Below are 20,349 nucleotides of genomic sequence, written 5' to 3'. Positions count from 1 at the left end.
ATCGGATCAAAATCCTCTCTCCTGCTGCCCACCGCCTGTTTTTCTTTGAAAACAATGTTTCTAAATCTGCGCGATGTCAACAACTGTCAGTTGATCCCTGTTTCCTGTTTCCAAACTTGTCAATAAGGCTTCTGCCGTATCAAGACTTGTAAGGCATGTAACTCCTGTTTCCGTAGCATAACGGCGGATTAAAAAACCGTCTCTGCTTCGACCGACACCCTGAGAAGGTGTATCAATCACTAAGTCAATTTTATCATCTAAAATCAAATCCAGCAAGTTTGGAGATTCCTCTTCCAGCTTATTAATCGGTTTCGCAGGAACCCCGCCTTCATTTAATACCCGACAGGTACTTCTGGTAGAAAAGATTTCATATCCCAGTGCCGCAAATCTTTTTCCGATCTCTACCGCATCAATTTTATCTGAGTCTTTCACCGTTAAAATCATTTTCTTATATTTCGGAAGGTTCACGCCTGCGCCGAGAAACGCTTTATAAAGAGCCTCGTGATAATTTTTTGAAATTCCCAGACATTCTCCCGTTGATTTCATTTCCGGTCCGAGACTGATCTCTGCACCCCTCAATTTTTCAAAGGAAAATACCGGTTTTTTGACCGCATAATATTCAGATTCCGGCTGAAGTCCCGGCTCGTACCCAAGATCTCTGATTTTTGCTCCGGTAATCACTTTTGCTGCCAGAGCTACAATCGGAATCCCTGTCACCTTGCTGATATATGGAACAGTACGGCTGGACCGAGGATTTACCTCAATCACATAAACCTCTCCCTGGGCAACAATAAACTGAATATTAATCAAGCCAATAACATGCAGAGATTTTGCCAGTTTTCTTGTATACTCGGCAATCACTCTTTTAATTTTTTCATTTAAGCTCAATGCAGGATAAACAGAAATGCTATCTCCTGAGTGAATTCCCGCACGCTCAATGTGTTCCATAATTCCCGGAATCAATATATCGGTTCCGTCGCATACCGCATCCACTTCCACTTCTTTTCCCACAAGGTATTTATCAATGAGAATCGGGTGCTCCTGTTCATACCGATTGATAATTTCCATAAATGCTTTAATATCTTCATCAGAAACCGCGATCTGCATTCCCTGTCCGCCCAGAACATAAGAAGGACGCACCAGAACCGGATATCCTAGCTGATTTGCAACTTTCACCGCTTCTTCACAAGTAAACACCGTCGTTCCTTTGGGTCTTGGAATACAACATTCTTCCAAAATCTCATCAAACAATTCCCGATCTTCGGCGGCATCTACATTTTCCGCACTGGTTCCGAGAATCGGAACTCCCATTTTCATCAGGTCTTCTGTTAATTTAATGGCCGTCTGTCCCCCGAACTGTACCACTGCTCCATCCGGTTTTTCCAGCTCCACAATGCTCTCCACGTCTTCCGCCGTCAACGGCTCAAAATATAGCTTATCTGCCACATCAAAGTCTGTGGATACTGTTTCCGGATTATTATTAATAATAATGGTCTCATACCCTTCCTGACTCAGCGCCCAGACACTGTGCACAGAACAAAAATCAAATTCAATCCCCTGTCCAATCCGAATCGGACCGGAGCCGAGAACTAATACCTTTTTTCTTCCCGAAGTTTCTGTAACTTCATTTTCGCCATCATAGCAGGAATAATAGTATGGTGTTTCTGCATCAAACTCAGCCGCACAAGTATCCACCACTTTAAAGGCAGCATGAATTCCCATCTCATTTCTTAACTCTTTGATCTCCCGTTCCGTTTTTCCTGTCAACTGTCCAATGACCCGATCCGGAAATTCCAGACGTTTCGCTTCTATTAAAAGATCTTTTTCTAACGTTTCCACCCCGGCAAGCTTCTTTTCCATCTCCACTAAAACTGCAATCTTATCCAAGAACCAGCGGTCAATCTTTGTAATATTGAAAATTGTATCGTAATCAAATCCTCTGCGAATTGCTTCTGCAATCACATAGATTCTCAGATCATCAATTTTCTCTAACTCTTTTAACAGTTCCTCATCGGTAAGCTTCCCGTAGTCTCCAAACATCAGACTGTCCACATGCTGTTCTAAGGAGCGGATTGCTTTCATAAGAGCTCCCTCAAAGTTCGTTCCGATGCTCATAACTTCTCCGGTTGCTTTCATTTGTGTCGTCAGCGTTCGTTTCGCATGAATAAATTTATCAAACGGCAGTCTCGGCATTTTTACCACACAATAATCCAGCATCGGTTCAAAGCTTGCGTAGGTTTTCTTTGTAACTGCGTTTTCAATTTCATCTAAAGTATAGCCGATGGCAATTTTGGCTGTCACCTTGGCAATCGGATATCCGGTTGCCTTAGATGCCAGGGCAGAAGAACGGCTGACACGAGGATTCACTTCAATGACACAATACTCAAAGCTATCAGGATTTAATGCATACTGAACATTACATCCTCCATGTACATCCAGCTCCGTAATAATATTCAGCGCAGACGTACGAAGCATCTGATACTCTTTGTCACCCAAAGTTTGTGACGGCGCAACAACAATACTGTCTCCGGTATGAACGCCCACCGGATCAATATTTTCCATATTGCAAATTGTAATACAGGTTCCGTTTTCATCACGCATCACTTCATATTCGATCTCTTTCCATCCGCCGATGTAACGTTCCACCAGAACTTCCCCTACACGGCTTAATCGAAGACCATTTTCCAAAATTGTTTCCAGTTCTTCCTGATTATGGGCAATTCCTCCGCCGCTTCCTCCCAGAGTATACGCCGGACGAAGCACTGCAGGATAACCGATCACCTTGGCAAATTCCACTCCATCTTCGATATTCTTTACAACCTTTCCGGCTGCAATGGGCTCCCCGATTTTCTCCATAGTATTTTGAAATTCCAGACGGTCCTCTGCTTTTTTGATGGTGGATGGAGATGTACCGATTAATTTGACTCCGCTTTTCTCCAAATATCCGTTTTCTGCCAACTCCATTGCAAGATTTAAAGCCGCCTGTCCGCCCAAGGTAGGAAGAATGCTGTCCGGCTTCTCTTTTTCAATGATTTTTTCAATGACAGAAGCTGTCAGCGGTTCAATATATACCTTATCCGCAATATCTTTGTCTGTCATAATCGTTGCCGGATTTGAATTGACCAAAACAACCTCTATCCCCTCTTCCTGAAGAGCGCGGCAGGCCTGCGTTCCTGCGTAGTCAAATTCTGCTGCCTGTCCGATCACAATCGGTCCAGACCCAATGACAAGTACTTTTTTTATATCTTCTCTTTTAGGCATTTTTTGCTCCTTTCATCATATCCAAGAATTCATCAAATAAATAGGCGGTATCCTGCGGTCCCGGGCATGCTTCCGGGTGGAACTGAACTGTGCGGATTCGCTTATTTTTATATTTCAAACCTTCCACGGATTGATCGTTTACATTGATAAAAGAAACTTCTGCCACATCTTTTTTGATGCTTTCCTCTTCAATCACATACCCGTGGTTCTGAGAAGAAATATAAACTCTTCCACTTGCCAGATCTTTTACCGGATGATTGCCCCCTCTGTGCCCCCAGCGCATCTTCTTTGTGTCGGCGCCGGTTGCAAGCGCCATTAGCTGATGTCCAAGACAAATTGCGAAAATCGGAAGATCACTTTCATAGAGTTTTTGAATCTCTTTGATAATTTCCGTACACTCTTTCGGGTCCCCCGGTCCGTTTGAAAGCATGATGCCATCCGGCTGATCTCTCAAGATCTCCTCTGCCGGAGTAAACGCAGGATATACGGTTACATCACATCCTCTTTTGCACAGAGAATGTACAATATTGTTCTTTGTCCCGAGATCCAGCAGAGCTACCTTCCATCCCTCTCCTTTAGCATGCTCTTTTCCTTTTCTTGTGACCGTTTTCACTGCATCTTTGACTCTATATGCTTTGAGTTTCGGAAGAATTTCCTCCAGCTGAAAGTCAGGATTGGTGGTAATCATTCCCCCCATACATCCCTCTTCTCTCAAAATTTTTGTGATCGCTCTCGTATCTACACCACTGATTCCCGGAATATCATGGGCAATCAGATACTCTTCCAAATCCTGCTGACGTCTGAAATTGCTGGAAGTTCTGGAGATCTCTCTTACAATAAACGCAGAATGCCAAGGTCTGTCTGATTCTGCATCTTCGAAACATACGCCATAATTTCCAATCAACGGATAGGTCATCACAACGCCCTGCCCCTGATAGGACGGATCGGTCAGAACTTCCAAATACCCTGTCATAGAAGTATTAAATACAACTTCACAAATGACTTCTTTATCCGCGCCAAAATGATGCCCCTGAAATACATGTCCGTCTTCCAATATTAAAAATGCATTCATGTAAATTCCCTCCTAAAAATAAAAAAAAGAAATATTACTAAAATAAAAATTACAAATCTAAGTATTGAACAATTCTAAGCTCCCAATACTTTGTGTCTCATTTATTTTAGAAATATTTCTCTACAAATTGTAAAAATTCTATCACAAATTAAAAGATCATGCAAGTACTTTTTTAATTTTTTATTTTTTCTCTGCTTCTTCGCGCTCTCTCCTGGAAAAAACACATCCGCAAAAATTCTGCCGATACAATTTATATTCCTTTGAAAGCAGAATGGATCGCTGATATCCGCCTTTCTTTTTAAAGTCCGACGGCAGAAACGAAACTCCCGCTCGCTCTCCTTGCTCTGCGCCCAGTTCATTCAGCCACTGCGCGTTTTTCAACGGACTGATTGTCAGCGTCGTCGTATAATAATCAAATCCATACTTTGACGCCATGTCTGCTGCCTGTGAAAGTCTCAGGCGATAGCAAAGATAACAGCGCTTTCCCCCTTCCGGTTCTTTTTCATAGCCGCGCACCATTTCATAAAAAACCTGCGGCTCATATCCGCCGTCCAATACTTGAATCTCCTCAAATCCCATTTCCTTTACCAGACGCCTCTGCTCCGCAATTCGCTTTTCATATTCTTCTTTTGAAGCAATATTTGGATTATAATAGTCAATTGTAATTTTAAAATATTTTGATAAATATTCCAAAACATAACTGCTGCATGGCGCGCAGCAGCTGTGAACTAAAAGTGTAGGTCTTGTATCTCCAATCTGTTCCAGCACACCATCCAATTTTTTTTGATAATTGATTTTCTGACTCATCATCCCCACCTAACCTGTCTTGCATTATTCCTTACCCAAAGGAAACACTTTAAAACCATGATTAAAATTGTCTCCTTTGAGTATTTATTCTATCACAATTTTTCCAACTGACAAAGAAAAAATATTTTCAAAAATCTTTCTAACGTATCATATAAGAATACAGCATTTCTGTGGAAGTTTCCAGCGCTTCCGCCAGTCTGCAAACCGTCTGAAGTGTCGGATCGCAGCGACCTTGTTCAATGTCATAGATCATGTCCTCTTCCACCCCGGAGATTTGCGCTAAAACTTCTCTGCTCATATTCTTTTTTCTCCTGACTTCCTGCAAATGATAAATCACTTCAATTTTCATATTTACACCTCCATCTCTAGGATGTGTAAATCATTTGAAACTATTACAATATTTTTTAATACGAACAACGCGTTTTATGATATAAGAAAGTGAGCACTTTCCCATATCACAAAAAAAGCTTAGAAACGCTGATTTTACGCCATCCGACGTATTCTCAACGTTTCTAAGCCTTATTATTTTCAGTCGGGGCGACAGGATTTGAACCTGCGACCTCGTAGTCCCGAACCACGCGCTCTACCAAGCTGAGCCACGCCCCGCCGACTTTTCTATTATAACTCTATTTCAGTCAAAAAGTAAAGAGAAAATTGTTATTTTTTGTGTTTTTTTTCAGGCTCCTGCTTTTTCTATTTTCTGGCATCATTTTTATTTATTATACCATATATTTTTATGATTCTTTTTTCAATTTTCGATAAAGCTTCCCACCTCTTCTTAAAACTTCTGTCATTTTCCACGATCTGGAATTTTGATATTTCTCAATTTCTCTTTTCAGTCTCTTATTCTCTGCCCGAAGTTCCGTTCTCTGCCGAATCAGCTTATTTTTCAGATTGGACACCCGCTTTAATTCCTGATTTAATTCCGGAAAAAGATCTTTTGAGGTTTTCCGCTCCGTCAAAGATACAATTGCCGCATTAGGAAAGACGCTGTATCCCGGACTTGCATAATAATCTTCAAAGCTGTGACGGCACAAATGCATGGGATTACTGCTCTCCATCACAAATACAGACGAATCAAAAACGGCACAGGGATATTCGTGAAGATGCGTTTGATTATCCAGAGGAATTCCTGCGTAGGCCACTAAAATATTTTTCATTCGCTGCTGAAACGGGATCCATGGATTTTTATAAAATTGCGGAAATTCGTAAGTTCTTAGCAGCTCTCCAATGACCTTATCTCCTTTACAGCACCCGAAAATACGGTCTGTAAACGTTTCCTGATCTAAAAAGCCGAAAAAAGAAGAAAAGCCTCTCAAATGATCCAGTGTTTTTTCTATTTCGAGACCTTCCCCCAGAAAAATCCCTCCCTCACGATATAGTTGTTTCAGTGAAAAATAATAATTCAAATACTCATAATTTTTCTGTGCATAAGCCTGTTTTACCTGCTCATTATATTCCAAATCGCAAGTCTTTTCATTGACAATAAAAATTTCATCCACCTTTTTTAACGCTTGTTGAGACATGCGCCTGACGACTTCATCCCGGATTTGATTTCCAAACCCCGGAATGATCAATCGGGCAGGAATGCTTTCTTTTGGCATCTCCAAATAATTTCTGACCTTCCGATAGCGAACCGGATACTTTTTCAACACCTCATTTTCCAGCAAATCCTCCCGATGCGCTTTTAAGTGATCCATAAATTCTCTTGAATACATCCACCGCATTTGGAGATTGAATAAAATCCGATCTGCAATTCTTGCGGCAACTGCCGGGCGAAATTGAGGATTGCAGTGCTTCAGTGCATAATTTTCTGCCTGAATTGTATCCAGTGTCCTATGATCTTTCGCACTGTTTGTAATGGATCCTTCCCGTTTGATATAATAGTAAAGCGGTTCGTTTAAATACACAATATTCTGTGCATAGGAAAAAACCGGCAACATATAAGCGGTATCTTCAAACCAAATATTTGGAATCTCTCCGACTTTCCTCAAAAGATCCCGATGTATTAATTTTGTCCAAAAAGACACCTCTCCATGAAAAATCATCTGATCAATTAATTCCGGCTGGCTGATTCTTCCCATCACTTTCTTTTTACAGTCCCTCACCAGATAGTAAGGAATATAAACCATATCGCAAGGCTGGCTCCTTGCCGCCTCCAACATTTTTTCATACATGTCATATTCCATATAATCATCTGCATCGGCAAATCCCAGATAAGTGCCTCTTGCCCTGCGAATCCCCTCATTCCTTGCTTCCCCCGGCCCGAGATTCGGCGTATGGTAAATCAAAATCTTTTCCGGATACCTTCTCTGATATTCTTTTAAAATCTCAGGAGACCCATCGGTCGAACCATCATCTATAAAAATTAATTCCAGAGATTCTAAGGTCTGATAGACCAGATATTCCATTGTTTGCCGTAAATACAATTCTGCATTATATACCGGTACAATCACCGAAACATCAGGATTGCATTTTTTCAATTCTTCGCTCAATTCTAGTTGCTCCTTCTATATAAATTTGTATTTCTCTCACTTCATCAAAAGAATGGGGACAAAAAATGTTTTTCCGCTCTCGGTTCATCTTGTTCAGCACTTTTTCATGATATTCTTTAAAGTTTCGATTTCCCATAAGCCATGTTTTTCCAATGAACATTGGATACAGCATGATCACATTCATATTTTTTGAAAAAATTAAATTTGCTGTAATGGAAGCGTTGGATGATACTGTAACCAATATTTTCTGGCAGATATCGTATTTCATAAGAAGAATTTCCCATGGAACCTTGGATTGTTCCATCGTACGAAATCCATAATCTCGAAAGCGATTCACCCGATTTCTCGGATGCCGCTTAATCACCATATTTTCTTTTCCCACAAGCGTCGCCATTGACTGGCACAATTCTAAATCATTGGACGGAATCCGGTCATCAAAAAATGCTTCTTCTAAAAAAATATAAGGTTCCTCCGGCAGCTCAATATCCCCGAAAATTTCCAGAAACATCTGGCATACTTCAATATTTTTGCAATCAATCGCCGGAATTTTTTCTAGTGGAAAAGGAGGCTGCGGTCCGGTGAAATATTCCGGTTCATATAATAACAATTCTTCGATGTTTTCCAAAAAGCTTTTTGTTCCATAAAAGGCATGATCCATTCCATCTTCTTTACATCGCTTCTCCACATCGCATACATAAGTTGCCATTCCGTCCTCAAACAGATGCACCCTAAGGCTCATTCCTTTTTGAATCATCGCATAATACATCAGTTTTACATAGGCAGTATCAAAACTTAAATAAAAATCTGTATAATCCTCTTCCAGAAAATCAATATCTGCATATTCCTCCGGATGCCGGCTAATCTGCCGCCTTTCTTCCTTCGACAGGTTCCAGTAGTGTGAAGCTGCCTCTTTGGATTTCATCTGATAAATATGTTCAAATAATCTGCTGACACAAAGCCCTGGTATTACATGATCAAACTCCGTATGATCGCTCAGAATTAAATCTCCCGGTATTTTCCCCATCCTCTCTTTTTTCAGCCAGACTGCATTCAATAACTGATACATGGAATCACATCGAAACAGGATTCTTTTTGCTTTATTTTCCATCTGTCAATCTCCGATCATACATAGATTCCGTCACATAATGTATCTTCATCTGTGTTTCAATTTTCTCCATATACTTTTTAATATGTTTTGTAAGCTTTGCTAACTTTAAACGATCCGCGCTGTTAATCATACTCGGCGTATAATAGTTTCGCTCTACGTTGGTATGATATCCATCAAATCCGGCAATAAAAATCTCATCCACTCCCAGCTTCATCAAAAGATGAAACAGCATCAGACAGGCATTATCTGAAATTACCGTATCGCTGACAATCAGATCTGAGTAATTCACCCGATCTTCCATAGATTTTCCTGCGTCAATATTGGAAGTCAGTATGACCGGAAACGGTGCTTTTTCCAAATTGTATTCCTTTTTTTGCTGATGATACCGTTTTTGGTTACTGATAAATAACAAACTTGGCGTCATTCCATCCGGAATACTATTGACACAGATCACAGCCGGCTTTTCTTTCTTTAAAAATGCATGTACGGTTTCTCGTTCATCCAGCAAACTTTTCCCGGGCGCCGCCACAAAAATTTTCTGATTTTTTAAAAGCCTTTTCAGCTTTCCAAGAGTTTCCCGGTCATCCACCTCATTTTCCTGAAATTTAAGATACAGAGCCTCTATCAGATGCTCACGATAAAGAGCTCTTTGATGTTCGGGAATCTCTTTTAAGATCTGATAAATCTGCTTTACATTCAATGTCTGCTTGTTGAGCAGAAATGTTACATAGTTAGGATGGCAATTGTTCGTTGCCGCAAGAAAATATCCCGCACTGTATCCCCATGGATGTACATAGGAAATCGGACTGATATATTCATCCACCAACTCAATTAAAAGTTCCGTATGGTATTTATATTCCATCGCCTCATTGATATACTGGGTCAGAATCTCGGTACATAAATTCCCGGCGCCCCGTCCCATCCCGAGAACGGAAGCATCAATGATCAGATTTCTTTTCTGTGCGTTCTGAATCAATGCCTGTGCATTGGAGAACGCCAGCTGCAAATTGTTATGGGAATGGTATCCAATCGCAATTTCCTCCTCCAGATTATGATCCACAAGATAAAATAATTTTAATAATTGTTTGGCATAAAGCTTTCCCAGAGTATCCACAAGATAGAACGCATAAGGTTTCATCTCGTTAACTCGTTCCACAAGGGATAAAAGTTCCACATCTGTATAAGTTGTGGTACCCACGGGCTGCATAAAAATCTCATATCCTTTATCCATCAATGCATATCCCAGTGAAAAGGCTTCTTCCATTTCCTGTTTATGAAATGTGATCCTTATTCCGTCAATGGTATTCTTCCCTCTCGGAGCAATTTTCGATGCCTGAATGGTTCCTGTCACAATCATTGCTACATACTTGGAATGTTTCTTTTTCGGCGTAATAAAAGGCGTAATCTGCTCAATTCGGCTATACACAGATTTATCTGCATCATATGTTACATCTCTTAAAAATCCACATTCTATGATATCCATTTTTGCTTTTCCAAGCTTCGCAATGATCGTCTGAATGGTGTTGCCTGAAAAAGCAAAATCATTGACATATCCCCCATCCCTCAAAGTACAGTCCAACACTGAAACTCTATTCATGGCAGCATCTTCCTCCCGTCAATTTATAATTATATAAGGCATCTGCCATGACAAAATCTTCGGGCTGATTAATGTCAATGGCTTCCATCCAATCTGCTTCAAGAAGCAGCGGAGTCTTTCCGATTCTTCGTCCTTCCTCCCGAATCAACGCTTCTTCGTATATGTAAAGTCCGGTTGTTTCCCGGTACAAAGGTTTTAAATCCTGAGTTCTTGGAATTTGCCCCGGATCGTAATTCCACGGTTTCCCATCCTGCCAGAAGAAATCCTGCTGCGAAAATACGGTCAGTGCAGAATCATATTTTCCGCTTACAACTCCTGCAATTCCTCTCTCAATGGTCTCTTTTTTCAAGAAAGGGGCGGTAGCATGTGCCAGCACATAAACATCCGACGGTACGTCTTTCGCAAACGCTTTCAGCACCTCATTGATTTTCACCTTGCTTTGATCCAGTCCGACCTCCCTCCGAAGGAACATGACTCCTTCCGGAAGATACTTTTGAATGTCCGGATCAGAACAATAAACATAAATCCGGTCAATCTCCCGCACCTGCTTTAAAGTCTCCAAAATGTAACTGCACAAAGGCTTTCCATTGGTAAATGATTTCGTATTTTTCCCTGGCAGCCTTTCATTCTTTAATTTCATCGGAACCAACGCCGTAACTTTCATTTTTTTCTCTCCTCCTTTTCTTCACCGCAATTAATCGCTGACTCATGGCTTCCATATCCTTTTGTGAAATCCTGCGTCGCAGTCTTGGAATTTGCGGAATTTCCCAGTGTTCCTTTTCTCGTTCCTCCGAACATTTTATCCAAAAAATCTCTGCCCAGATCTTCATATACTCCTGTCTCTCTTTGGTATCATTTCCAAGAAACATGACCATTCCGCTTCTCCAAAAAGTATGCTTAAAATAGAAGTATTCCAGCTTCTCTGCAATCTCCTTGTCATCTGTCTGTACAAACAGCGCACTCTCTTTTTCCTCTCCAACCGCCGCCTCACTTCGTTTCCGTACCGACACATTCAGATAAAAAAGATGTTCAAAAATATCCGAATAGCCATCTGCAAACCGAAAATCCCAAAGTGTATTAAGGTAGCAGACACTTTTTGCATTCAAAGTCCAATCTTGGTGTTCCTTAATTTCATCCACCAGCATAATTTGATATATACTATCCCGCCCCCGGTCTTTTGAAATTTCAAATCCCAAAAACTGTCGGCACAGTGGATTCAGAAGTTCCATACAGCAACCGCTGACACCGATTTCTTCCGGCTGAATTTCAGGAAACAGATATTTTATGAATTGGACTGCTGCCACATAAGAATAAATTGCATAGAACTTTTGTTCAAACTCTATGTCCAGCTTCCACCGTTCCTTAGAATACTCGCTCAGTGCATCAATGGCAGTCGACCCGGTTGTAATAATTTTTTCATATTTTCCTTCATATATAAATGGAAGAAGTTCTGAGGGAAATTGTTTGGGCAATACCACCGCATCCGGAAACATTTCCCGATATTGCCCGGAAAAATCTCTTGGATGAGGTTTGATGATCACCGGCGCGCCCTGTGCAAATAAATCTAAAATCATAGATGATAAAAACCGGTGATGTTCCATTGTAGGATTCTGCAAATATTTCACATATCTGGTTAAATACAAAATCGGTCTGCTTCCCACGGGAAGGGAAAGCCTTTTCGCATGAAACATTTGCAGTAAAAGCCGCTGATCCTTCTGAGACAGACTTTCAAACAGATGAATCACATGAAAATCTTCCATTTTTTCATCATGAAATCCATCCACCTGCGCGCCGGCATTGGCATACTTTTTCGTCACTACCTCATTGTTTCCAAGCGCATGAAGATGCTGAACTACGGCATAAGATGCATATTGCGCTTTTTTATGAAATTCCATCTGCACTTCTTCTCTGGACAACAGCCCGTTTCCATCCTCAAAATACTGATAGGGAATTTGTTTAGATAATAAATACAATCCCAAATGCCGATGGTCAATGGCAGAATTAAATTCTGTGATTTCTTCTATTGAAATTTTAACCTTTTCAAGCCAGTCTTCCACCCAGATCTCATTGTACGCAATATACCGTTCAATCTGTTCCTTAGGAGAACTGGGCTTAATCCGATAGGGATTCGTGTAAGCTCCTTCAATAAATTTTAAAACGACAACTCTGGAAAAAAGATTCGTTTTCTCAATGTCCTGCTTCAACTGCGGCATACCGCTTTTTGAAAAAATATTATCTCCGATAACCAGAATCGCCTCTTCCTCCGGTCGATATAAAATCTTATGAATGGAAAAACACAATACATGATACAGTGATGCTCCGACATATAAAATCATTGCTTTGCTCCGATCTTCTTTTTCTGTTTTTTTAATTCTCGATAAATTCTTTTGATCCAAGGGGAATTCATGATCCTATAGGAAAAATCCGGATGTCCCTTCGCTCTTTTTTGCTCATCAAAAGCATATCGAAGTACCCTTGCAACAAAATCCGGTGAAAAAATCTGATGCGCACTGCTCTTATATGCTTTTTTCTCTGTAAATTCATCAAATTGACGCACAAAGTCCAGCATCCCTCTTTGGATTTCCTGAGAATTTCTCATACTGCGGATATCCGCCGCTTCTTCTTCCCATACTGCCAGACGATGTTCATATTCCCTGACATAAAAGCTGTGATCTTCTGCCATTGCCACTGCTTTTTCAATCTCATCTTGATGACTTTTTCTGATTTTGCGGGAAAATAGCAAATTCAGATTCCATACTTCTGTATGAATTTCCATACTTTCTTTGATATATTTCCCAAAATTTTCATCCATAGAAAAATCAACCACTGCACTGTTTTTTCGTATGATCCGGTTTAAATAAATCATCAATTCTGCATTCCGTTTGGTTCTGCGCTCTGCATAAAGAATTTCCACATGATCTTCAGGATACAGCAAAGAATAAACCTGACAAATGCTCTCGGCACAAGAGGGGAAATAAAGAGTATCAACTTTTTTCTCTTCTTTCTGATCCCGAATCAGCCGGCAAAAAGAATCTGCGAACATCCCTTCAAAAGCATAACCAAAGTGATACCCTCTGGATTCTGTCACTGTTCCCTGAAACAGCTGTTCATTGATAAACCGCTCAAAAAATTTTTCTTCCGCAAGACGATGCCTTCCGAAATAATACCGGTAAGGATACCGGTCCGGAGACATATAAAGCAAAAAATCCAGACTCTTTAATTTTGCAAATACATTGATTCGATTAGAAATCATCCCATACTTTTTCTTTTGAGGATTATATGTTTCCACCATTTTCCTGTAAAAAAAGTACCCAGTATGCCGCATTTTAAACTCCGATGCCAAAACAATCTTTTCAATATAAGGATATCCGCACTGCTTTAAAATTCTTTTATACTCGCCTTTTTCTCCCAGCGCGCCATTGTCAAACGCAATCACCTCAATCTGATTATAATGAATGGCATCCATCGCCTCTTTTAAAAATATATTTGTCCGGTAACAGCCCGGCATTGTCTCAAAAACTAACACTTGCCGAATCGGTACATAGACCTGCTCATGCCCTAAAAAAGTTCTGACATAATTTACTCCATCGTATTTTCCATAAGATCTTGTCTCCCACAGCTTTTCTTCCGGCATCCATTCTGATGCAAATACCATACAATTTCGCTCCTTTTCCTACTTTTCTAATTTTAATTATAAAAAGTAAAATTTATCAGAATATAATCTCCTTGTTAAATCTCGGTGAAACTCACAAAATATTTTTCCATTCTGTTAGCACTCATTTTAATCGAGTGCTAATTTTTGCTTGACTTTTATCAAGTTTGGTTCTACAATACCCTTTAGAAAGAGTTCTATTTGAGATAGAACACTTCCTTACCTCTCAAAAATTATGAATTGAACAATAAAAGGAGTGTAATGAAACTATGGCTGAAAAACATGGTAATTTGTCTATTAACAGTGAAAATATTTTTCCAATTATTAAGAAATGGCTGTATTCCGATCACGACATTTTTTTCCGTGAATTAATTTCCAATGGATGCGATGCCATTACAAAATTAAAAAAACTGGACATGATGGGAGAATACACCTTCCCGGAGGGACACAAAAACAGAGTCGAGGTTATCGCTGATCCGGAAAAGAAGACTTTAAAATTTGTTGATACCGGTATCGGTATGACAGCAGATGAAGTCGAAGAATATATCACACAAATTGCTTTTTCCGGCGCAACACAATTTCTCGAAAAATACAAAGATAAAACCGAGGGAGATCAGATCATCGGACACTTCGGTTTGGGATTTTATTCTGCCTTTATGGTTGCGGATGAAGTGCACATTGACACGCTTTCTTACAAAGAAGGATCAGAACCGGTACACTGGGAATGCGACGGCGGTACAGAGTATGATATGAAAACCGGTACACGTCAGACCGTTGGTACCGAGATCACTCTTTTCTTAAATGAAGAAAGTACTGAGTTTGCCAATGAATACCGCGCCCGAGAAATTATTGAAAAATACTGTTCTTTTATGCCGACAGAAATTTTCCTTTCCATCGAAGGAAAAGAACAAGAGTATGAAACCATTCCGGAAGAGGAATTAAAAGAGGATGATACCGTCGTGGAGCATATCCATGAGGAAGCAAAAACCGAAGAAAAAGAGAAGGAAGACGGAACAAAAGAAACCGTAGAGATTTCTCCTGCAAGAGAAATGGTAAAAATCCACAAACGTCCGGTATCCTTAAGCGACACCCATCCGCTCTGGATGAAACGACCAAATGAATGTACTGATGAAGAGTACAAAGAATTTTATCACAAAGTATTCCATGATTTTAAGGAGCCGCTCTTCTGGATTCACCTGAACATGGATTACCCATTTAATTTGAAGGGTATCTTATATTTCCCTCAAATTAATACCGAATATGATTCCATTGAGGGAACGATAAAATTGTATAATAATCAGGTATTTATCGCAGATAACATCAAAGAAGTCATTCCTGAATTTTTGATGCTCTTAAAAGGTGTGATTGACTGTCCGGATCTTCCTTTGAATGTATCCAGAAGCGCTCTGCAAAACGATGGATTTGTAAAGAAAATTTCCGATTATATTACAAAAAAAGTCGCAGACAAATTAACCGGTATGTGTAAGACGGATCGCGAATCTTATGAAAAATACTGGGATGACATCAGTCCGTTTATCAAATACGGTTTTATCCGCGACCAGAAATTTGCAGATAAAATCAAAGACTATATCCTCTTTAAGAATATGAATCATAAATATGAAACATTAAGCGATATGGTCCCGGCTCCTGCCAATGATGATGACGTCACAACACTTTACTATATCACAGACGAAATTCAGCAGAGTCAGTACATTCATATGTTCAAGGAACAGAATATGGACGCCGTCATCTTAAATCATAATATTGACTCCGCTTTCATCACTCAAATTGAACAGCAAAATCAGCACATTAAATTTAAACGAATTGACGCTGATGTAGAGGAGGCGTTGAAAGAAACTGTGGATGCCAAAGAATTAGAGGAGATTACCAAATCCTTAACCGATCTGTTCCGTACAACTTTAGGAAAAGACCAGCTTGAGGTCCATGTGGAGAAATTAAAAGATGAAAAAATCTCTTCGATTATCACACTTTCTGAAGAAAGCAGACGTATGCAGGATATGATGAAAATGTATGCAATGCCTGGCATGGACCCTAATATGTTCGGAGCGCCTTCTGAAACACTTACCTTAAATGCCAATCATGCCCTGGTTCAATACCTTTTTGAACATGGTGACAGTGAACACAGCAAAATCATCTGTGAACAGCTGTATGATCTGGCAATGTTAAGCCACAAGCCACTGGCTCCGGAGGCAATGACAAAATTTGTTGCCCGCAGCAATCAAATTATGGAACTGCTGACCAAATAAAAATAATTGGTTCAATATCCAAAATATTTTATGTAAAACCGTCGGTTTGAGAATGATTTCATTCAAAAAACGACGGTTTTTTTATCCTTTCTGTCATTGACAATGATTTTTTTCAAATGTTAAAATGAAAATGATACCCTACTTTGTATTATGAAAAGGAATGAAAAATATGTTAAGAAAATTAAAGAATAAAGGTTTTATTTTTCCACTTTTAATTCTGTGTTTTTCCGTTCTCTGGATTCCAAGCGATGTTCAGGGCAAAACCAGCGGAAAATCCCCCTCCGATTTTGCAAATATTGTCCTATTTGCACATTTCAGCGGAGACCGGGCAGACGATGATGCCCGATGGTTTAGGGAAAACCGTGATTCCATCATCAAATATTATAATGGAACACACGGACGATCTTTTACCAATTATATGAAATCCATTTCCTACAACCAATTTGTCGTACATAATCTTTTTCCTCAGGATACCGGAACTACGCTTCTTTCTCATAAATTATCTTTTTCCGAAAGCGATGCCCGCGACTATGCAAAAGACAGCTCCATCATCCAGGAAGTTATGGATGCCAATGCCGATTCCCTGAAGGGAAAGGTCATAGACTATGATGGTGACGGAATCATTGATAATGTAACCGTTATTTTAAAATGCAGTTCCTCTGATTCCATTACTTCTCACAAAAGTGATTACGGCGGATTGGCAACATGGCAAAATAAAAGAGTCGGTACTTATAATATTTTAAATTCTCAGGTTTTAAGTTCTTCAGAATCCGGTCTGATTGCTCATGAATTCCTGCATGTTTTAGGATATCCGGATTTATATACCACTTCTCGTTATCCGGTATTTACATGGGATATTATGGGCAGTGTTACCTCACGTCCACAGTATCCTCTGGCTTATCTCCGAATGCATTTTTCTAAATGGATTGACATTCCCGAAATCACTGACAGCCAGACCATCACACTCCATCCGCAGCAAAATGCTCAGGGAAACCAGGCTTATATTATAAAATCTCCACTCAATGATCAGGAATTCTTTGTCGCAGAATTCAGGAAAAAACCGACGGATTACGGAGAGGATTCCCTGGATCGTTCTCTAGGGGGATCCGGTATCATTGTATACCGCATCAATCCCAATGTCGAACAGTTGAGCAATCACTTTAACGAAACTGGTGTTTATGTTTTTCGTCCTCAAAAAGGACAGAACGGATATTATGAAGATGAAAGAACGACCGTTCATTCCAGCGCGTTCCTTTCAAAGGAAAGCGGCAGAACCTCCATTGGATCTTCTGACCTTCAAAAAACTTTAGAAGACGGCGCTCTGACCTTTTCTGACGGCAAAAATTCCGGTATTGTCATCAGCAGCGTGTCCGAAAGCTCTAAAGATTCTATGACTTGCAAAATATCAATCCCGGACCGTACTTCTGTGGATGCGTGGACAAATCTGGATTTTCCGGATACCTCCTTGTCTGATGCAAAAAACAGTGCGGGGGTTCTCTATCAGAACCAACCTTGTCTGACCGTAAATAACAACCAGAAAGTCCAAACATACCTTTACAACGGAAAACAATGGAACTCTTTGGGCAGTCAGTTTCAAGACTCGATTCAGGCAAACAGTTTCAAAATGATTTGCCACGATGATACTTTGTACTTGGGCTATATTAATTCAAAAACTTATCATATTGTTTTGAAAAGATTTGATAAAAAAACCGGCACGTGGAAACATCTGGGTTCTCTCGGAAATAATGTTTACGCCGGCGACGGCTTTCAAATGTCCTTTTTCCAAGATGATTTATATGTTGTATACGGTACAGATTCCAATGCCAGACTTGCCAGATTTCAAGGTCATTCTCTGGTGGATCTGGGAAGTTATTCAACCGGAAATATGCTGGGACAGCCGCAGATTTGTGCTGTCGGAGATCAGCTTTACGTATCTGTTCGAAACGCTTTAAACAATCACATTGAGATTTATCACTATCGGGGAGCCAATGACTTTAAAAGAATTACTGATTCTTCCATAAGGTCCACAAGCTATTCTCTGGCGCCTTCCGGTTCTAAATTGTACCTGGCACTGGGCGGTGAAACGTTAAAAATGTGTTCCTATGACGGAACCCGTTGGACCTTCGGCAAATCTTTTTCTGCAGGTCACTCTCAGCCGACGTTATATTCCGATCACGGCTTATTATATATTGCAGCCTCTCCGTCCAGCGATCAGGCATATTCGCAGCTCTACTATTATAGCACCAGTCAGGACTCCTACTCCCGTGAAGGCGTCAGCCTGGATACACACACCAACAGCCTGAATCTGGCAATCAGTGATCGAACACTTTATGCTTTCTATTTACAGGGAAGCAAAAAACAGGTCATCGTTAAAAAGAAAGCGGTCACAGACAAACCAAAAGAAGATCAGCCGACGATTACACCTCCGGAAACGGAGAAACCTTCCATCGTTCCGCCAAAACCGGTTCAGCCGACGCTTTGTCCATCAGGCAGGCACTCTTTTCAGATAACGGTCAACAAAGCGTCTCTGTCAAAAAACGGAAGTATCATAAAAAAATGCAGAATCTGCGGTAAATCGGAGCTGTCTGTGATTTCTGCTCCAAAAACCATCCGTCTGTCTGCTTCTGCCTTTTCTTACAATCAAAAGACAAGAACTCCTTCTGTCATTGTAAAAGACAGCCAGAACAAAACCATTGCTTCCTCCAACTATACCACAGCTTATGCCAACGGCAGAAAAGCAGTGGGAAACTATACAGTAAAGCTTACCTTTAAGGGGCATTACTCCGGTGTTAAAATCTTATCTTTTTCCATTCTTCCAAGAGGTACTTCGATTACAAAATTAAAATCGGGGAAGAAAAAAATCACCGTAAAATGGAAAAAGCAAAGCTCACAAACCACAGGCTATCAGATTCAATCTTCTGTCAGCCGAAATTTTCAAAAATCTCTAAAATCCGTTTCGATTTCTAAGAGAACATGCGTTTCAAAAACGATTTCCCGTCTGAAAAACAGAAAAAAATACTACATAAGAATTCGCACCTTCAAGACGGTAAAAGCACAGGGAAAAACGATCAAACTTTATTCCAAATGGTCAAAACCCAAAGCTGTTAAGACCAAGAAATAACCCAATGAAAGGGGAAACATTATGAATCATTTAATTTTTAGTTTAAATGCTACGGTACCGGTATTTTTTATGATGCTGCTTGGATTTCTTTTTCGAAAAATCGGCTGGATTGATGAAATTTTTGCATCGAAAATGAATCAATTTGTATTTCTGGTACCTCTCCCTGTCCTTGTATTTGAAGATCTGGCGACGGTAAATTTTTCAAAAGTCTGGAATATCCGTTTTGTCCTGTTTTGTTTTGCCGTTACATTGGTCAGTATTCTGCTGTCCGCCCTATGTTCCTGTTTTCTCAAAGACCGTTCCGTCCGAGGCGAATTTATTCAGGCATCCTATCGAAGCAGTGCCGCCCTGCTTGGCATCGCGCTGATTGAAAATATCTACGGAACTGCCGGCATGGCGCCTTTGATGATTATTGGAAGCGTGCCGCTTTATAATATGATGGCAGTTCTTGTCCTGTCTTTTTTTCAGCCGGGACAAACCAGATTTGATCGCACCCTTTTAAAACAGACGGTCAAAGGAATTCTCACCAATCCTATTTTGATCGGAATTGCCGCAGGTCTGATATGGTCGGCTCTGCAGATCCCAATGCCGAATATCACGGGAAAGGTTGTCGCAAATATTGCAAATACAGCAACCCCGTTAGGGTTAATGGCTATGGGCGCCTCTTTCGATTTAAAAAAGGCCTTTCTGAAACGAAAGCCTGCTCTTGCTGCGTCTTTTCTAAAGCTCATCGGACTTTGCGCTCTGTTCCTCCCTGTGGCAGTATTGTTAGGCTTTCGGCACGATCAGCTCATCGCAATTCTAATTATGCTTGGCTCTGCCACAACGGTCAGCAGCTTTGTCATGGCAAAGAACATGGGACATGAGGGAACCCTCTCATCCAGTGTTGTCATGCTAACAACCATGTTCAGTGCCTTTACCTTAACTATTTGGCTTTCTATTTTAAAATATTTTTCGCTGATTTAGGTG

Annotated in this window: 13 protein-coding genes and 1 tRNA gene; 3 read left to right on the top strand and 11 right to left on the bottom strand. The window is 40.4% G+C overall.

Going from position 1 to position 20,349, the window contains the following annotated elements; all coding sequences use genetic code 11:
* Window positions 1–60: 60 nt before the first annotated feature.
* The 11 genes from carB to AC27EF_RS07865 form a co-directional block, all read right to left on the bottom strand.
* A complete protein-coding gene (carB, locus tag AC27EF_RS07915) occupies window positions 61–3,261 on the bottom strand; it encodes a carbamoyl-phosphate synthase large subunit (RefSeq protein WP_487110097.1) in 3,201 nt (1,066 codons plus the stop codon).
* Window positions 3,254–4,333: a carbamoyl phosphate synthase small subunit gene (locus tag AC27EF_RS07910; RefSeq protein WP_487110095.1), complete on the bottom strand. Its 1,080-nt coding sequence runs from the start codon at window positions 4,331–4,333 to the stop codon at window positions 3,254–3,256. Before AC27EF_RS07910 ends, carB begins: the two co-directional genes overlap by 8 nt.
* 180 nt (window positions 4,334–4,513) lie before the next feature.
* Complete coding sequence (locus AC27EF_RS07905; protein WP_487110093.1) at window positions 4,514–5,143, bottom strand: epoxyqueuosine reductase QueH; 630 nt, start codon at window positions 5,141–5,143, stop codon at window positions 4,514–4,516.
* A 136-nt stretch (window positions 5,144–5,279) separates the two neighbouring features.
* The gene (locus tag AC27EF_RS07900) at window positions 5,280–5,489 is read right to left on the bottom strand and encodes a helix-turn-helix transcriptional regulator (protein ID WP_487110091.1); all 210 of its coding nucleotides are present in this window, start codon (window positions 5,487–5,489) and stop codon (window positions 5,280–5,282) included.
* 183 nt (window positions 5,490–5,672) lie between these two features.
* Window positions 5,673–5,746: transfer RNA gene (locus AC27EF_RS07895), tRNA-Pro, on the bottom strand.
* Between the two features lie 128 nt (window positions 5,747–5,874).
* On the bottom strand, window positions 5,875–7,635 hold the full coding sequence (locus AC27EF_RS07890) for a glycosyltransferase family 2 protein (RefSeq protein WP_487110089.1): 1,761 nt from the start codon (window positions 7,633–7,635) through the stop codon (window positions 5,875–5,877).
* Window positions 7,604–8,743, bottom strand: a complete 1,140-nt coding sequence (locus AC27EF_RS07885; RefSeq protein ID WP_487110087.1) for a polysialyltransferase family glycosyltransferase — start codon at window positions 8,741–8,743, stop codon at window positions 7,604–7,606. The genes AC27EF_RS07890 and AC27EF_RS07885 overlap by 32 nt, the downstream gene beginning before the upstream one ends.
* Complete coding sequence (locus tag AC27EF_RS07880) at window positions 8,733–10,340, bottom strand: aldolase catalytic domain-containing protein (protein ID WP_487110086.1); 1,608 nt, start codon at window positions 10,338–10,340, stop codon at window positions 8,733–8,735. Before AC27EF_RS07880 ends, AC27EF_RS07885 begins: the two co-directional genes overlap by 11 nt.
* The gene (locus tag AC27EF_RS07875; RefSeq protein WP_487110084.1) at window positions 10,333–11,004 is read right to left on the bottom strand and encodes an acylneuraminate cytidylyltransferase family protein; all 672 of its coding nucleotides are present in this window, start codon (window positions 11,002–11,004) and stop codon (window positions 10,333–10,335) included. Before AC27EF_RS07875 ends, AC27EF_RS07880 begins: the two co-directional genes overlap by 8 nt.
* The gene (locus AC27EF_RS07870) at window positions 10,964–12,676 is read right to left on the bottom strand and encodes a polysialyltransferase family glycosyltransferase (protein ID WP_487110082.1); all 1,713 of its coding nucleotides are present in this window, start codon (window positions 12,674–12,676) and stop codon (window positions 10,964–10,966) included. Before AC27EF_RS07870 ends, AC27EF_RS07875 begins: the two co-directional genes overlap by 41 nt.
* A complete protein-coding gene (locus tag AC27EF_RS07865) occupies window positions 12,673–13,995 on the bottom strand; it encodes a hypothetical protein (protein WP_487110080.1) in 1,323 nt (440 codons plus the stop codon). The genes AC27EF_RS07870 and AC27EF_RS07865 overlap by 4 nt, the downstream gene beginning before the upstream one ends.
* Window positions 13,996–14,261: 266 nt before the next feature.
* On the opposite strand from AC27EF_RS07865, the gene htpG reads away from it, so the two are divergent.
* From htpG to AC27EF_RS07850, 3 genes are all read left to right on the top strand, one after another.
* The gene (gene htpG, locus AC27EF_RS07860) at window positions 14,262–16,259 is read left to right on the top strand and encodes a molecular chaperone HtpG (protein ID WP_487110079.1); all 1,998 of its coding nucleotides are present in this window, start codon (window positions 14,262–14,264) and stop codon (window positions 16,257–16,259) included.
* Window positions 16,260–16,428: 169 nt separating this feature from the next.
* The gene (locus AC27EF_RS07855; RefSeq protein ID WP_487110078.1) at window positions 16,429–19,380 is read left to right on the top strand and encodes a hypothetical protein; all 2,952 of its coding nucleotides are present in this window, start codon (window positions 16,429–16,431) and stop codon (window positions 19,378–19,380) included.
* 21 nt (window positions 19,381–19,401) lie between these two features.
* Window positions 19,402–20,346: an AEC family transporter gene (locus AC27EF_RS07850; RefSeq protein ID WP_487110077.1), complete on the top strand. Its 945-nt coding sequence runs from the start codon at window positions 19,402–19,404 to the stop codon at window positions 20,344–20,346.
* Window positions 20,347–20,349 lie beyond the last annotated feature (3 nt).

Source organism: Anaerostipes stercorihominis (assembly GCF_057535655.1).
Note: the sequence above shows the minus strand (reverse complement) of the source record. Positions and strands in the feature narration are given on the sequence as shown.

What these genes read in the sequence shown, in the direction of transcription:
- carB (WP_487110097.1), bottom strand. Translation starts at nt 3,261, where the DNA reads ATGCCTAAAAGAGAAGATATAAAAAAAGTACTTGTCATTGGGTCTGGA.
- AC27EF_RS07870 (WP_487110082.1), bottom strand. Translation starts at nt 12,676, where the DNA reads ATGATTTTATATGTCGGAGCATCACTGTATCATGTATTGTGTTTTTCC.
- AC27EF_RS07880 (WP_487110086.1), bottom strand. Translation starts at nt 10,340, where the DNA reads ATGAATAGAGTTTCAGTGTTGGACTGTACTTTGAGGGATGGGGGATAT.
- AC27EF_RS07910 (WP_487110095.1), bottom strand. Translation starts at nt 4,333, where the DNA reads ATGAATGCATTTTTAATATTGGAAGACGGACATGTATTTCAGGGGCAT.
- AC27EF_RS07850 (WP_487110077.1), top strand. Translation starts at nt 19,402, where the DNA reads ATGAATCATTTAATTTTTAGTTTAAATGCTACGGTACCGGTATTTTTT.
- htpG (WP_487110079.1), top strand. Translation starts at nt 14,262, where the DNA reads ATGGCTGAAAAACATGGTAATTTGTCTATTAACAGTGAAAATATTTTT.
- AC27EF_RS07905 (WP_487110093.1), bottom strand. Translation starts at nt 5,143, where the DNA reads ATGATGAGTCAGAAAATCAATTATCAAAAAAAATTGGATGGTGTGCTG.
- AC27EF_RS07885 (WP_487110087.1), bottom strand. Translation starts at nt 8,743, where the DNA reads ATGGAAAATAAAGCAAAAAGAATCCTGTTTCGATGTGATTCCATGTAT.
- AC27EF_RS07900 (WP_487110091.1), bottom strand. Translation starts at nt 5,489, where the DNA reads ATGAAAATTGAAGTGATTTATCATTTGCAGGAAGTCAGGAGAAAAAAG.
- AC27EF_RS07855 (WP_487110078.1), top strand. Translation starts at nt 16,429, where the DNA reads ATGTTAAGAAAATTAAAGAATAAAGGTTTTATTTTTCCACTTTTAATT.
- AC27EF_RS07875 (WP_487110084.1), bottom strand. Translation starts at nt 11,004, where the DNA reads ATGAAAGTTACGGCGTTGGTTCCGATGAAATTAAAGAATGAAAGGCTG.
- AC27EF_RS07865 (WP_487110080.1), bottom strand. Translation starts at nt 13,995, where the DNA reads ATGGTATTTGCATCAGAATGGATGCCGGAAGAAAAGCTGTGGGAGACA.